13 protein-coding genes, 1 tRNA gene and 1 pseudogene are annotated in these 15343 nt (G+C 50.6%); 10 read left to right on the forward strand and 5 right to left on the reverse strand.

What is annotated here, in order from left to right; genetic code table 11:
- Positions 1 to 214, reverse strand: a pseudogene (locus BUE18_RS26170) (IS1380 family transposase); the annotation flags it as partial.
- Between the two features lie 365 nt (positions 215 to 579).
- On the opposite strand from BUE18_RS26170, the gene BUE18_RS26175 reads away from it, so the two are divergent.
- From BUE18_RS26175 to BUE18_RS26190, 4 genes are all read left to right on the forward strand, one after another.
- Positions 580 to 655, forward strand: a tRNA-Ala gene (locus BUE18_RS26175).
- A gap of 443 nt (positions 656 to 1098) precedes the next feature.
- Positions 1099 to 1611, forward strand: a complete 513-nt coding sequence (locus tag BUE18_RS26180) for a hypothetical protein (protein WP_139264958.1) — start codon at positions 1099 to 1101, stop codon at positions 1609 to 1611.
- Positions 1612 to 1669: 58 nt separating this feature from the next.
- Positions 1670 to 2893 carry a DNA modification methylase gene (locus BUE18_RS26185; protein WP_170868479.1) on the forward strand — a complete coding sequence of 408 codons (1224 nt, stop codon included), beginning with the start codon at positions 1670 to 1672 and terminating at the stop codon, positions 2891 to 2893.
- Between the two features lie 10 nt (positions 2894 to 2903).
- Positions 2904 to 3842, forward strand: a complete 939-nt coding sequence (locus BUE18_RS26190) for a DUF1848 domain-containing protein (RefSeq protein WP_073479092.1) — start codon at positions 2904 to 2906, stop codon at positions 3840 to 3842.
- A gap of 67 nt (positions 3843 to 3909) precedes the next feature.
- Here the strand turns inward: BUE18_RS26190 and BUE18_RS26195 are convergent, their stop codons facing one another.
- Entirely contained in the window at positions 3910 to 4677 is a 768-nt protein-coding gene (locus tag BUE18_RS26195; RefSeq protein ID WP_073479093.1) for a hypothetical protein, read from the reverse strand.
- A gap of 1156 nt (positions 4678 to 5833) precedes the next feature.
- On the reverse strand, positions 5834 to 7195 hold the full coding sequence (locus BUE18_RS26205; protein ID WP_073479095.1) for a sigma-54 interaction domain-containing protein: 1362 nt from the start codon (positions 7193 to 7195) through the stop codon (positions 5834 to 5836).
- Between the two features lie 467 nt (positions 7196 to 7662).
- On the opposite strand from BUE18_RS26205, the gene metK reads away from it, so the two are divergent.
- The 5 genes from metK (at position 7663) to BUE18_RS26230 (ending at position 13438) form a co-directional block, all read left to right on the forward strand.
- On the forward strand, positions 7663 to 8862 hold the full coding sequence (gene metK, locus BUE18_RS26210) for a methionine adenosyltransferase (RefSeq protein WP_083611305.1): 1200 nt from the start codon (positions 7663 to 7665) through the stop codon (positions 8860 to 8862).
- Positions 8863 to 8951: 89 nt separating this feature from the next.
- On the forward strand, positions 8952 to 9422 hold the full coding sequence (locus tag BUE18_RS26215) for an SET domain-containing protein (RefSeq protein WP_073479096.1): 471 nt from the start codon (positions 8952 to 8954) through the stop codon (positions 9420 to 9422).
- Positions 9419 to 10627, forward strand: a complete 1209-nt coding sequence (locus BUE18_RS26220; protein WP_073479097.1) for a diaminopimelate decarboxylase — start codon at positions 9419 to 9421, stop codon at positions 10625 to 10627. The genes BUE18_RS26215 and BUE18_RS26220 overlap by 4 nt, the downstream gene beginning before the upstream one ends.
- A 38-nt stretch (positions 10628 to 10665) precedes the next feature.
- On the forward strand, positions 10666 to 12009 hold the full coding sequence (locus tag BUE18_RS26225; RefSeq protein ID WP_139264962.1) for an aminotransferase: 1344 nt from the start codon (positions 10666 to 10668) through the stop codon (positions 12007 to 12009).
- A gap of 19 nt (positions 12010 to 12028) precedes the next feature.
- Positions 12029 to 13438 (forward strand): gamma-aminobutyraldehyde dehydrogenase, encoded by a 1410-nt coding sequence (locus BUE18_RS26230; protein ID WP_073479099.1) that lies wholly within the window; start codon positions 12029 to 12031, stop codon positions 13436 to 13438.
- Between the two features lie 138 nt (positions 13439 to 13576).
- On the opposite strand, the gene BUE18_RS26235 is transcribed toward BUE18_RS26230, so the two are convergent.
- Positions 13577 to 13909 carry a hypothetical protein gene (locus BUE18_RS26235; protein WP_073479100.1) on the reverse strand — a complete coding sequence of 111 codons (333 nt, stop codon included), beginning with the start codon at positions 13907 to 13909 and terminating at the stop codon, positions 13577 to 13579.
- A 502-nt stretch (positions 13910 to 14411) separates the two neighbouring features.
- Here BUE18_RS26235 and BUE18_RS28170 point away from each other — a divergent pair.
- On the forward strand, positions 14412 to 14645 hold the full coding sequence (locus tag BUE18_RS28170) for an AMP-binding protein (RefSeq protein ID WP_170868480.1): 234 nt from the start codon (positions 14412 to 14414) through the stop codon (positions 14643 to 14645).
- A gap of 477 nt (positions 14646 to 15122) precedes the next feature.
- On the opposite strand, the gene tnpA is transcribed toward BUE18_RS28170, so the two are convergent.
- A partial coding sequence (gene tnpA / locus BUE18_RS26250) for an IS200/IS605 family transposase (RefSeq protein WP_139264966.1) occupies positions 15123 to 15343 on the reverse strand: 221 nt, incomplete at its 5' end.

Raw genomic sequence — 15343 nt, forward strand, 5'->3', positions numbered from 1 at the left:
TCCGGCCGCCTCCATGAAGCATCAAAATAAGCGGTTCAATAAAGGCGGACGGCGCATATCCCGCCCCTGAACCGGGTTTGGGCAAATTGCGGTTGACCAGAGCGTTCAATCCAAGGCCGTGAACAAATTCGCCGAACACAACCAACCCGGCATGGGCGGTGATTGTCTCGTTGGTGACTTCCAGCTTGAAAGGGAGGACTGTCTGTGTCATCATGGCTTCACCCCGTTGGTGATAGGTTGTTGTGGTCAACTCCATCCTATCTGCTTGTTTTCTCAAGCACAACGGGGTTTTTCATTTTTTTTCTCCCCATCAATCGCGGATCTGGGGAGACTCTTAAGTATAGGAAAACCCGGGACAAATAGTATTGGTAATCAATAACCACTTCGGCCAACCCGCCGCACGGGAGTTCTCCCGGCCGGCGCCACGGCCCGGAAACAGGAAAAGAGGGGAGGCTGGGCCGCGGCAAATTGCGGGGGGGGTCCCCTTGTTGAGAATTTTTTTAATAAAGATTGAACAAAGAATGGAAATAAGGCTTGACACAGGGGCGCGCTTCCTGATACTTGCTTGTTCCGTTGCACGGGGCTGTAGCTCAGCTGGGAGAGCACATGACTGGCAGTCATGGGGTCAGGGGTTCAAGTCCCCTCAGCTCCACCATAGAAAATCAATGCTTTCAGGCATTTGGGCGATCGGTGAAAATCACCGCATCACCCTTTTTCTTGCCCGGCTACCAATAGGCTACCATCTATTCATATTTCTGCGCAGACAGCCGAAAATTCATCAAAAGATAACCATTTTGAATTACACACATTTATTTAATAAGCTCCACATGGCGATGAGTTGATTTTGTAAGAGTGGAACTTTCATGCAATATGCGATCAATATCGTCCTCAAAATAACATTTTGATTTTATAGCAAAAACCTTAAGTGTAAAGATTTGCGACCTGTTCGCACGCACCCATGACACAAGGTCATGGAGGTTCTTGGACACTTTCCGATTGGGGTCCAAGTGCTATTCATCGAATCAAGAAAGACCCCGCATGTCTACTCCTGAGAGCATCTATCGAAAACCCTGTCAATAGGCAAATATTGCAACTGGAATGGCATTTGATGATCATGGGCGTTCATGCGGCATTTCTCCCAAAAACCCATGTTATGATTATCTGCGTGAAGTCCTGAAGCCGTTTAATGATAACTTCAATAAGGAAGGTGACATGGGAAACCAGCTATATTTTCAGCGTTTGGCCAGTTTCAAAGAAAGGGAAAAACCTGAGGGTGTCCTATTGATCGCAGATGAACCTCAACTGATAAGACTATCCGTCGCCTGGACCAACATCCTTACCGAGGCGGCGGAGCAACTTACAGGATTAGACGATGATTCAGAATGCGGCGTCTGGAACTGGTTGTGGGAAAACACAATTTTTTCCAAAGAAGACCTGATTTCAAAGAGTGGCGCCTTTCGCAGCAGTTTTGATGGGCATATGCGGACTCTGATCGGCAACCGCATACTTTATCCAGATGGGAGCATCAATTCATTCGTTCAGCGATACCTCAGGGAGCGCGTAGCACGGTTGTTTGACGGCAAGTCCAGGGGAAGAAAGGTCTCCAAGTAAACGAAGTCCAGGGATCAAAACTTAACAAGTGGCGATAGGCTTTTGGAGAGGTATGCAAATGGAAATAAGGGAAAAATTGCTGGATGAGTTAAAGCCTTGGGAGGATAATCCGCGTATCAATGATCATGCCGTTGAATCCGTTGCACGCAGTATAAAGTCTTTTGGTTTTAACGTACCGATTTTATGTGATGAGCAGATGGTTGTCATCGCAGGCCATACTCGCTTGAAAGCAGCCAAGGTCTTGGGCTTATCCAAGGCGCCTGTTATCATTTTGAAAATGAATGAGCAGCAGAGACGCGCCTTTTCAATTGCAGACAACAGAACTGCGGAAATTGCCGACTGGAATACAGACAAACTAAGGGATATATTGGACGAATTGCGAGGTGAGGATGTTGACCTCCAGGATCTCGGTTTCAGTGAATCAGACCTGAGAAATATTTTCCAGGATACTGTCTTAGATGAAGATCTCCTTCCTGAGGCTGCTGCTGATGTTAAAACGCGAATTGGCGATATATACGCAATGGATCAGCACCGCTTGATATGCGGCGACGCTTGCGATAAAAAAGTGCTTGAAACCATATTGGAAGGCTGCGCCATTGACATCGTGATCACTAGTCCACCTCGATTCAACAATTTGGGCATGGGAAACTGGAACAATTATCCTGATTTTTCAAAGGATATGGAAAAGGCTATAAATGACATTGTTGAAAATTTGGGGAAATCGGCCACAATTTTTTGGACTGCTGGCAACACATGTTCTGTGGCCTTGTCGCTGGCTGGTCTGTATGCCAGAGTATTCGAAACATGCGGCCTCGAACATTTGGAGACAATTGCCTGGATACGCCCAGGCGTCAGTTACAACTCCAACAGGGTGAACCATATAAGAAGAAACTCCATCTACCTTCCAGCCCGGCAGTGGGAACCTATTTTGGTCTATAAAAAACCTGGTGGTTCAAAAAAAATGACAGCAGGTGCAAAGAACTACATGTTGGGGCATCCGACAGACGTTTGGGAGGTTTCCGGAGTCAATTCAAGCCACAAAGAAATTGACCATCCAACTGTCGCCCCTGTTGAAATTCCATATCGAGCACTGCTGGCTTACGGACGTCAGGGGGATATTGTTTTCGATCCATTCGCAGGCTCAGGGACAACGTTGATTGCTGTTGAGCAGGCTGGCCTTAATCAAAGAGCCTTATTGATTGAGACAAATCCTGGATTTTGTGATACTATCATCAAGAGATGGGAAAAATTCACCGGGAAAACTGCAAACTTGATAAGTTGAGAAAGCAAGAATGATCATCTCTGCCAGCTCCAGGACGGACATTCCAGCATTCTACGGCGCTTGGTTTCGGAATCGTCTGGGCGCCGGATATTGCCTTTCCGTCAATGCCTTCAATGGCCGAGTTTATCGGGTTGGTCTCTCTCATAGGGAAGTGGACGGGTTTTTCTTTTGGACAAAAAACTTAGGTCCGTTTATGGACAACTTGGCCGAGCTTCATGCCAGAGGTTATCCGTTCATAGTCCACTACACTATAAATGGTCTGCCCAGCTTTCTTGAGCCCTCCATCCCATCAGTGGAGTCATGCGTCTCCCATTTGCGCCAACTTACTGACGACTACGGCAAAAAGGCGGCAATCTGGCGATACGATCCCATTCTCATCACCAGTGAAACCAGTTTTGATTTTCATCGCAGCAACTTCGCCTGTATTGCCCGTCAACTTGCGGGAGTGGTGGACGACGTCGCTGTGGCATTCGCATCTTTTTCATTCAAAAAAACCCGTGCGAACCTGTCACGCGCAGCCAGAGAGAAAGGCTTTTCATGGGAGGATCCGGAAGTTCCGGCAAAACAGGCCTTTATTCGGGAACTGGCGTCCATCGCCTCCGACAATGGAATAACTTTACGCCTCTGCGGGCAGTCGGAATGCCTGACTCCTGGCATTTCTTCTGCTGTTTGCATCGACGCCATGCGCCTTAGCCTTGTGGCTGGCAGGCTGATTCCCAGCAAGAGGCCTGGCCACAGAGGAAAGGAATGCGGCTGTGACTACTCTCGCGACATCGGCGCCTACGACACCTGCGGCCACGGCTGCATCTATTGCTATGCCACAACAAATCATAAGGCATCCCTTTCATTTTGCGATCAGCACGATCCCATGGCGGAATGGCTGCGCGGGCCACGCAGATTAAGAGGGAGATCCGCCAAAGCGTCTTTTCTGGAGGAGAATCATAGTTGAAGCAAAAGCAATTCCAAAATTCCACTAAAGATCCTCTGTTTCCGAAAGAGCCCCAGAGATAGCTTTTTTATTCAGGCTCAAGGAAGTCTCTCATCACTTGGTCACACTTGGATAAAAGTTCCCGAACAAAGCCGACCACATCGGCCTGCAGGTTCTCATTGGTTCCACCGTAAAGGAATTGGGCGACGCGGCTTGGACCGACAGAATCCATATCTGAGAAGTCTCGAATTAGGATTTCAATAGCCTTTTTGGCCTCCGCCTCTTTGAGTAGAGGTGCAAGGCGTTTGAAAACGTCATCGGTTCCATTGCCATAGTTGCGGACTACAAAATAGAGATCGTACGCGTCCTTGTTTTCCCCCCTTTGGTCAAAGGCCAAAGCCTTTAAAACAATGAAGGCGCCCGGGCCACACACCCAAATTTGACGAGCGGCTTTTTCGCCAAGCAATGTATAACCTTCCAACGCAACCTTCTGCCTATCTTGAAAAGCCAACCGAAGGCCCGGCGTTATGACTGCGGCAAGGCTCGGTTCCAAATGGCGTAACTCGTCGCCTTTGTCAGCCTCGAGGCTCGGAGGAATCAGAAAATCCACCGTCACCTTTAATCCTGCTTTTGGTGAAATCTGCCATCTTTGAAGCGTAGGGTTGCCTTGCTCGTTTTCATCCGGCTTAAAACCGGCCCTGAGGAGTCTATCCTTGAGGGCCTCATATCTTTTCGCATCAAGGAGAGCTAAAGAAAGGCCCAGGTCCAAGTCCATGGTTCCTACATGAAGGTCTTCATCCGCAGGCAGGGATTCATCAGGAATGAGCAGGGGCGGGACCAGCACATAGACAACCATTGAGCCGCTCATACTTGACTAAACACGGCTGCTTGCGCAATCTGTCAAGCATATAGTTTTAGACAATACCGCAAAATTCGAGTGTGAACAAATGCCTCCAGAAACACCAAATTTTGAAAAATTGAAATGCAAAATATCGAAAAGGCATCATTAAAAGGCAACAATAGCAATGGTTAAAGGCGGATATTCCGGCTACCAATAGGCTACCATTTGCTGCCGACGGCATGCATAACATACTGAAATTACAGACCCCATGCACACCAGGCACAAGGCTGATTTGGGAACAGATCGGCGAGAGAATTGCGTTTAAAATTAAGCTGTTATAGGTAGGTTTTCACCATCCATTGCTGAGGCTGGCAGTCATGGGGTCAGGGGTTCAAGTCCCCTCAGCTCCACCATAAAGAAAAGAATGTCGGGGGTTTCCAACCGGAAACCCCCGATTTTTTTTGGCTGAATCAGCTCTCAAAGGGGCCGTCCCGGCGCCTACCTCGACACGTTTTATCCTGGCGTTTCCCAATAAGGCAGGGCTGTGTTTATTCAGATTGAGATCAATATCACAGGGAATAAAGATAGAAGCAAGCCCTTTGTCAACCTTGAAGCCAGGCCTTTTGCTTGTTTATGAGTAAGGCTTACTCAAACGCCAATTGGGAATGATTCCCGGCGCCGGTGGATGTTCGGTTTTCCTGCCATGGCCGAAGCGTCTTGTAGGTGAGCGACCATATCGGGACAGGGTCTTTCAGGAAAACCACGTAAGGATCGAATTTGCCCAAAACCCCCTTGGAAGTGATCCAGGTTCCTGAACTCCTCTTTTGGAAAGTCTTCGTCGAAAAAAGCTGTTCCATCCTTATCTACAGTAAATCTGCGGTAACTGGCCCCGGCGTCTACAAACCCAGTGATGCGATCCCCGCAGTCATCCAGTGATAACAAAAGCATGTAATTTCCCCAATTTCAGATTAGCTCAAATGGTTTCTTAACAGGCGCCTTCTAGTCGCCGCTTGGCAGCCCGAGCCATAATATGAATAAGGCGTTTAAGTTATAGTTACGACGAGATTTAAAAACCTGCTTGCTTAAATAACCAACTTGCACGATTTTTCAGGCGCGGCATTTTAAGCAAGCTGAAGATGGACGGCGGCGAGTCCAGGGGAGCGGCGCGGGGTTAGAGCATCAGGTTGTGTTTTTCCAGCTTGTTATAGAGCGCCCTTCGGCTGATTCCCAATATTTTTGCGGCCCGGCTTTTATTGTTCATGGCGGCGTTCAGGGTTTCCACAATCAGCTTGTACTCCGCCTCTTCCAGGGAATCCCCGACTCTTATGTCCACCGGATGGCTGTTTCCGCTGCCTTCCAAAAGCCTTTTGGGCAGGTGCTTGGGCAGGAGCACCTTTTCGTCGCACAGCACCACGGCCCGGTGGATGATGTTCTTGATTTCCCGGACATTTCCAGGCCATTCGTAGGCTTCCATGATGGAAATGCACTGGGGCGAAAGGCCCATGATGTTTTTTTGGTAGGCGTCGTTAAACCGCCTTAGGTAATAATCCACCAGAAGGGAGATGTCTCCCGGCCTTTTTCTTACAGGAGGAATGGTTATGGAAAAAACGTCCAGCCTGTAAAAAAGGTCTTCCCGGAATTTTTTCTTGGCCACCGCAACGGCCAGATTTTCATTGGTGGCCGCCACAACCCGGACATTGGTTTTAATATTGACGGTTCCGCCGATTCGATTAAAGGACTGGGTTTCCAGAACCCGCAAAAGCGCCACCTGGTTTTTTTGGTCGATAGTGCCCACTTCATCCAGAAAGACCGTTCCTTTTTTGGCTTTTTCAAAAGACCCTTTATGGCGCTTCCAGGCGCCGGTGAAGGCGCCTTTTTCATGGCCGAAAAGCTCGCTTGACACAAGCTCCGAGGGCAGCGACCCAAGGTGAATGGGGATGAACGGGTATTCCTGCCTTGCACTGATCTGGTGGATGGCGTTGGCCACCAGGTCCTTGCCCGTGCCGGTCTCTCCGCTGATCAATACGGGAATATCCGACATGGCGGCCTGGCGAATCTGCCTGAAAACCTCCTTCATGAGCCCGGAGGCTCCGACCATGTCATGGAAGGATGTCTTTTTGAGGTCGTCCTTTAACAAGAGGTTCATTCCATATTCAGGCCGGTTGTGCTCTGCGGCGTCAATCAGCATCTTGAGTTCTTTATCGTCTATCGGCAGCCTGGAATATTGGCACGACCCGGTTCTCAAGGCCGAGGACGCGGCCATGAGGTCCTTTTTTTCCGCCAGGATGATGATTTGGGTGATCGAACAGTTGTTGGATATGGTTTCCAGAAGATCGATGGAGTGGTCGATGTTGCGCCGGAGGGCGGAGCCGTTAATAATAAGGATGTCAAAAGTCATTTCCTCGAATTGTTCAAAAGCGTGCCCCAGACTTTTGGCAAGAAAAATCTCCGTGGGCTGGCCGTTGTATATTCGCCTGACCTGGTCGAAGACTAGTTTGCTGGCTTCCACGACCAAAATTTTTAAACTGCTCATGTTCCAACCCGCCTTAATATTTCATCTCGCGGCATTGACTGTGCAATAATTGCACAGCTTCAACGCCGTCGCCCTGATTTTTCCGCGCCCTCCGCATGCATTTGAACACGGCGCGGCCATTAAGAATATTGGCAATTAAACACATTCCTAACGCTGCCAAGGAAGATGCACCGTATCAATAGTGCACACACAATACAACCAAAAACAAATAACTGTGCAAAGAGTTTACAAACCAGTGAAAGTTGCATACCCTGCAGGTCTCTTGCTCATATTTTCCCGGAATAATTTACACCATTATATCAAGTACATAATCACTTTTCCAAACCTGTGGCACGAATATGGCTAAGGTCTTAATCCGTGTTTTGAATTGGAAAGTGTAAACGCTCTCGGTCCCATCACCTCAAGCTGAGCTGGTCTGGAGTGGATATCTCACTGTATTTAATTAGAATTCTCGGAGGAACTTGAACATGAGCAAGATCAACGCCAAACATGTATTTACGTCAGAGTCTGTGGGCAGCGGACATCCGGACAAAATCTGCGACCAAATTTCAGACGCCATCGTCGATGCATGTCTTGAAAAAGACCCCGAAGGCCGTGTGGCCTGTGAAACCATGGCCGGATATAATCTGGTGGCCAATGTGGGCGAGATTACGTGCAATGGGTGGGAAGAGATTGATTCGGAAAAAATCGCCAGGCAGGTTGTCAATGAAATCGGATACGATAACGAAAGCCTTTTGTTCTGGGGCGACAATTTCGACTATATCAGCCGGATCCACGGCCAATCGCCCGACATCTCCCAGGGCGTGACCGAAGGCGAAGGGCTCTACGACGAGCAGGGCGCCGGCGATCAGGGCATGATGTTCGGATATGCCACCGCCGAAACGCCGGAAATGATGCCCGCCCCCATTGCCTATAGCCACAGACTGCTCAAGACCCTGGAAGGCATGCGGCAATCCAGGGAAATTCCGTACCTCAGGCCCGATTCCAAAGCCCAGGTTTCGGTTGGATATAAGGACGGCCGTCCGGAATTTATCAAATCCGTGGTGGTTTCCCATCAGACTGACGAGGCGCCCCTGGAAAAAATTCGCAAGGACCTCATCGAAGTCGTCAAACAGGAGTTTGAACCCACCGGACTGCTGAAAAAGGACACCGAATACTTCATCAATCCCACCGGCGCCTTTCACCTGGGAGGACCCTATGCGGACGCAGGGCTCACCGGCAGAAAAATCATCGTGGACACTTACGGCGGCGTGGGAAGCCATGGCGGCGGCGCTTTTTCGGGAAAAGATCCCTCCAAGGTGGACCGCTCGGCCGCCTACTACGCCCGGTACGCAGCGAAAAACATCGTTGCGGCGGGCCTGGCCCAAAAATGCGAAATTCAGGTAGCCTATGCCATCGGCGTTTCAAAGCCGGTTTCCATCAATGTGGATACCTACGGAACGGCGCTGATCGACGAAGCGATCATTGAAATGATGGTCAACGACAGCGACATTTTCGATTTTCGCCCGGCGGCTATCATCGCCAACCTGAAGCTGAAAACTCCGAAAAACTGGTCCTACCGCATGACCTCTGCATACGGCCATTTCGGCAGGGACATGTTCCCGTGGGAGCAGCCCGACAAAGTTGAGGCGCTGAAAAAGATGAGTAAAGTGGCGAAAGCCGCTTAGCCTCATTTCCTTCCTGAGGCCAGGCCAATGAAAAACTTTCCTCAGTTTTTTTTAAACTGGAATTTTATAAGACTTTAAAAGAGGACGCTATGATCTACCCCTATGAATTGGAAACAGGCAAAGGCTATCCCGGCGAAAAAGACTTCACGGTCAACCATTGCGAAATACAAGGCGACGGCATTTATACAAAGCGCCCCTTTAAAAAAGGGGAGATGGTTGCAAGAATGACGGGGATCGCCGTGCCGTACATCCTTCAGCACACCCTTCAGATCACCCCCAATCTGCACCTTTACGACCCCCATTTTTCGGGGCTGCTGTTGCATTCATGCGACCCGCTTGTCTGCCTGGATATGAACAAGCTCGAAATCTGGGCTTTGCAGGATATTGCAGAAGGGGAAGCCCTGACAATGGATTACGCTTCCACGGAAGACATATTGTTCAAGCAATTTCCTTGCGCCTGCGGCTCCGTTAATTGCCGAAAATGGATAACCGGCCGCAAAGAGCCCATCAATGAAATGGGCCGGAAGTACCTCGCGGATTTGGAAAGGAAGTGTGGATGATTCCTCAACAAAACCGTTTGTGGTGGGAGAGGGAGGATCTTTGTTATAAGGACGGAAATTTGGTTTTTTCCGGAAATTCCGTGGCCGGCCTAATCAACTTGACCGGGACGCCCGCTTTTTTTTACAGCGCAAGCCGTATTTCCCAAAATCTTGAGCGATTGCAAAAAGCCCTTAGTCGGCTTGACTCGTATCAAATTTATTATGCGATCAAAGCAAACAGGTTCGCCCAGATACTGACGCATATTAAAAAGACGGGGCTGTGCGGGGTGGACATATGCTCTCCCAATGAACTGCTTCATGCTTTTTCCTGCGGCTTTAAATGCCGTGAAATTTCATACACCGCCCACGCAATGACCAATGACGAGCTAAAGCTGCTCGCCGGCAATCCGGACGTGAGGTTGAACTGCGACTCTTTAAGCACTATCCGGCGATTGGGACAGTTCTGCAGCCATCGGAAAATCGGCATCCGGGTCAATCCGGCCATGGGCGTCGGTTACAGGGACAGCGAAACCCTTAGATACAGCGGAGACAAGACCACCAAGTTCGGCGTCTACAGGGAACAGTTCGAGGAAGCGCTGGCGCTGGCCGCCAAGCACGGCCTTATTGTGGATACCATCCATTTCCATACAGGGTGCGGCTACCTGAACAATCAGCTCTCCATTTTTGATGAGATCCTGGAAGCCGCGCACTGGTTTACGGACAAGGTGAAAGACCTTGCCTCCGTGAATCTGGGCGGCGGGCTCGGGGTTCCCCATGATGCGGATGACGTGAGCCTGGATCTGGACGCCTGGGTCTCTGTCATCAACAAGCATTACGGAGGGAAAGGGCTGACCGTTTGCGTGGAGCCTGGGGACTATGTCGTCAAGGACAGCGGCATCCTGGCTTTGGAGGTCAACACCGTCGAAAGAAAGCAGCAAACTGACTTTATCGGGGTTAACGGCGGATTCAACCTGGCCATAGAGCCCGCCTTTTACGGATTGCCGTGCGAGCCGGTCGTCCTGGAGCAAAAGACGGATGCGCTGAAACCGGTTACGATTGCCGGCAATATCAACGAATCCCTGGATATTTGGAAAGACAATTTCCCCATGCCGGATCAGATCAGGGAGGGAGACCTCCTTGCCTTTGTCAATGCGGGCGGATACGCCTCTTCCATGCTGTCCAACCACTGCATGCGCGGGCAGGTTTCTGAAAACATTATATTTTAAAAGACCCTAAGGACCATATGTATATTGAAGGAAAAGACATGAATCTTGCAGGAAAAGACAAAAAACACATCATCCATCCATGGTCGAATCTGGGAAGCGACGCCGAGTCCATGATCATTGAATCCGGAAAAGGGGTTCATGTTTTTGATAGCGAGGGTAACAAGTTCCTTGATTCCATCTCTGGCATGTGGTGCGTGAATCTCGGATACGGAAATGAAGAAATGGCGCAGGCCATTGCGGATCAATGCGTCAAACTGGCCTACTACACCCCGTTTGGCGCCATGACCAGTCCGCCCTCCATCCAACTGGCCACGGAACTGAGCAAGTTGACGCCCGGCGACCTGAACTGCTTCCAGTTTACGAACAGCGGGTCCACCGCCGTGGAGTCGGCGATTCGGTTTGTCCATTATTATTTCAACTGCCTGGGCCAACCTGAAAAGAAGCACATCATTTATCGCGAAAACGCTTACCATGGCAGCACCTATTTGGCGGCTTCCCTCAACGGCAAAAAGTGCGACCGGAGCTATTTCAATTATATAACCGACATTGTTCACGCCACATCCGACCCCAATCCCTTTAAAAGGCCCCAGGGGATGAGCATCGAAGATTTTTGCGACCTCAGGGTGAACGAACTGAGAGATAAAATCCTGGAGATCGGGCCGGATAAGGTCGCTTGCTTCATCGCAGAACCCATCATGGGCTCCGGCGGCGTGATCGTTCCTCCTCCCGGATACCATAAAAAGACTTTGGACGTCTGCAGGGAATACGATGTGCTGTACATCTCCGACGAGGTGGTGACCGCCTTCGGGAGGCTGGGGCATTATTTTGCTTCTGAAGACGTCTTCGGAATTGTCCCGGATATCATCACCGTGGCCAAAGGCATCTCTTCCGGGTATCAGCCCTTGGGCGCGGCAATTATCTCCCAAAAGCTGGTCGACCGGATCAGCGGGGATTCCGCCAGCGAGAACTCCTATTACACCAATGGATTCACCTATTCCGGGCATCCGGTGACCTGCGCCGCCGCCCTGAAGTATCTTGAAATCATGAAGCGCGACAAATTAACCGACCACGTCCTTGAAGTGGGGCCTTATTTCATGGAGCGCCTGCAAACATTGAGGGAGCTTTCCGTGGTCGGCGACGTTCGGGGCCATTGTTTAATGGCTTGCGTGGAATGCGTTGCGTCGGACAAGGAAGATGAGAATATCGCAGTCGCCCAGCGCGTGGACGAGTTCTGCCAGGAAAAAGGGCTGATCGTCAGGCCCTACGAGAACTTGTGCATATTGTCTCCCCCCTTGATCATCGAGAAAGAGCACGCCGACCAAATTGTGGATATTTTGAGAGACAGCATCGCATCTACAATGGACGAAATGGGATATTCATAATTACAAAGGAGAACGTGTGATGGAAAAGTTTGACGCCCGTCTTATAATAAATGGAAATATGGTTTTAGGAGAAGCAGAGAAGTCAGTTCTTATAAACCCTGAGAATAATGAGGTCATTACGGAGGTTCCCTGCGCTTCCATCGCTCAGGTGGATGAAGCGGTTCAAGGGGCGAACAAGGCGTTCCCGGCATGGAAGCGGAAGTCTTTCGCCGACAGGGCCGAAATCCTGTATAAGTTCGCGGATCGCATCGACCAAAAAGCGGAGCTCCTGGCCAGGCTGGAATCCATCAACTGCGGCAAGCCTTTTCAGCGCATGCTGGAAGACGAAATGCCCGCCATTTCCGACCACTTCCGCTTTTTTGCAGGCGCCAGCCGCTGCATGTCAGGCAGCGCCTCCGGGGAATACCTGGAAGGCTTCACCAGCATGATCCGGAGGGACCCGGTGGGCGTGGTCGGACAAATCGCCCCCTGGAACTACCCCTTGATGATGGGCGCCTGGAAAATCGCTCCCGCCCTGGCCGCCGGTAACACCGTGGTTTTCAAGCCGTCCGAGTGCACTCCGTTGACCATTCTGGCCTTGGCGGAGGATATTCAGGAGCTTTTCCCCGCCGGCGTTCTCAATGTCGTCACGGGCAAGGGAAGCGTGGTCGGAAAGCATCTCGCCAGCCACGGCAAGGTCCAAATGGTTTCGGTCACGGGCTCGGTGGGGACGGGGAAACAGGTCTTGCAGTCCGCCACATCCAATGTAAAACGCACCCATTTGGAACTGGGGGGCAAAGCGCCGGTCCTCGCCTTTGACGACTGCGACATTGACGACCTGGTGGAAAACATGGCCATGTGGGGATATTACAATGCGGGCCAGGATTGCACCGCCGCCTGCCGCCTCTACGTCCAGGAAAATATTTACCAGGAGGTTGTGGACAAATTAACGGACGCGGTTAAAAATATCCATGCGGAAGATATCGGGCCGCTCATCTCCGCCGAACAGCGGGAAATCGTCCAGGGCTTTGTGGAAAGGGCCAAGAAGGTCCCCCATCTGAAAATCACTGCGGGCGGCAATGCCATCGACAAAGGATGCTACTTTGAACCCACCCTGATTGTGGACGCGCTTCAGGATGACGAAGTGGTCCAGGAGGAAATCTTCGGACCGGTGGTTTCCGTCACCAAGTTCAAGGACGTGGATCAGGCCATTGAATGGGCCAACGACTGCAAGTACGGCCTGGCTTCCTCCATCTGGACCAGGGATATTCAAAAGGCCCATATGGTGTCATCCATGCTTCAATTTGGAGTCACCTGGATCAACACCTATTTTATGTATGCATCCGAAATGCCCCATGGCGGGTTTAAAATGTCGGGGTACGGAAAAGACCTCTCCATGTACGGCCTGGAGGACTATACGGTCGTGCGCCATGTGATGGTAAAAATCTAAGCGCCGGAAGGGCAGGGGCCAAGCGCTTTCAAATCCATTAGAAAAAGTCCCTGCTTGCAAGCATCCGGGCGATGCGGCGTAACTCGCCGCATCGTCCTTGGCGACGCTTTGCTTTCATGTTGGCGAAGCCGTCGGCCTTTATCTCACAACAATGCCCACAGGCGCGAATCCCGCCCATTCGTTCAAAGGGCGCTCGGATTTCACCACAAAGCCCTGGCGGTTGGCCTCGTCCGCATGGGCGACGGAAACCCCGCCCACAGTCCTGTACACCTCAGGGTCCATGACCATGGTCACGCCTCCGTGCTCTTCCGAAAAATCCCCTTCCCGGGCCTTGTCCGCAGCCAGGCCCAGGGTGGCGTCGCAGCATCCCGTGAACTGGATTTCCACGCGCACCCAGGGGGCGAGCCCTTGATCCGAAAGAAATTCATGCATGGCTTTTAAAGCGCCTTCATCAACCTGAAAATAAGACATAAGAGCCTCCTCCATATCGGGCTAAAGCGCCTTTTATAGTTGAATTCATTGCATAAAACAATATTGCGCTAAAATGCGCCTTCCTCTGAATCTTTATCAGATCCAAAATACTTCATGCATTTTCCGTTAACAAAAATCAGCCAATTTCCAAGGTTAAAATCGGTAAAAATCGCCAATCTTCAGGCAGCAGCCCCCCAAATACGGTATTTTCTGTTGCTTCTACCGCATATGGTACTCATTTCCAGCATATATGATAGAAATGTTCATCACGCCTTCCGCCTTTTCTTCATCGTTCGGATAATTACCCGGATACCTTGAATATACCCCCCGGCCCCCGACAGGGCAAGCGCTTATGCGCCTGTGGCATAAGGATTGCTCTTGGAAAAGATTAGGGGTGGAGCGCCCGTGTGGAGGGAGCGTCTCGCCTGACAAGGAAAACAGCAACCGGAATATGCCTATCCCCCCTTGGCCCAAACCCTTTATCCGACTGGAGGTCATTTATATGCTCACCTTAATTGACGCCCTGCGCCGCACCGTATTGGTGAACGGCGATAGAAACGCCACGGTGTACAAAGACAGAACCCAAACCTGGAAGGAACTGGCCGGACGCGTAGCCCGCTTGGCGAACGCCCTCCAAAAAAGAGGCTGCGGCAGGGGCTCCCGCATGGCCAACCTGGCGCTTAACAGAAGTTCCTGCGAGTTCCTGGGGACGTCCCTTAATAAAGTACTAACTTAGAGTTTGGAGAATATTTGCCAGAGATTTAACCATCCAATATATACTTGTTTTCCATGGCTATTCTCCGGCCGCGATTCACGGCATGGGTTACCCCTCCACTGGTCATACTCAGCTCACAGGCAAGTTCTGCCTGGGACACCCCCAACTTTTTCGCCGCCCAAGAGTTCCTGGGGACGTCCCTTAATAAAGTACTAACTTAGAGTTTGGAGAATATTTGCCAGAGATTTAACCATCCAATATATACTTGTTTTCCATGGCTATTCTCCGGCCGCGATTCACGGCATGGGTTACCCCTCCACTGGTCATACTCAGCTCACAGGCAAGTTCTGCCTGGGACACCCCCAACTTTTTCGCCGCCCAATAGCAATAAAAAACCGACCCCTGAGGGGCCGGTTTTGGGATTAACCCCTGGAAGGGGATAAAATTGCTTTGCCCTCTGAGAGGGCAAAGTTGAGTTGCCCCCATTTTACTATGTTATCAGTAACGGGGATTCTCGGATTCCCGTTCCTTCTGCTCCTGATGTTTGACGTACTTTCGAATCATTTCGGAATCGAGTCCCACTGTGTCTACGCAATATCCTCTCGACCAGAAATGATTGCCCCAATAGGGCTTTTTCTTCAACTCACGGAATCGGTTCAAAACACGGATAGCCGTTCGTCCTTTGACCGTGCCCACAAAACCAGAAACAGACACCTTGG

Origin of the sequence: Desulfatibacillum alkenivorans DSM 16219, from assembly GCF_900142135.1 — a bacterium.
Lineage (GTDB): Bacteria > Desulfobacterota > Desulfobacteria > Desulfobacterales > Desulfatibacillaceae > Desulfatibacillum > Desulfatibacillum alkenivorans.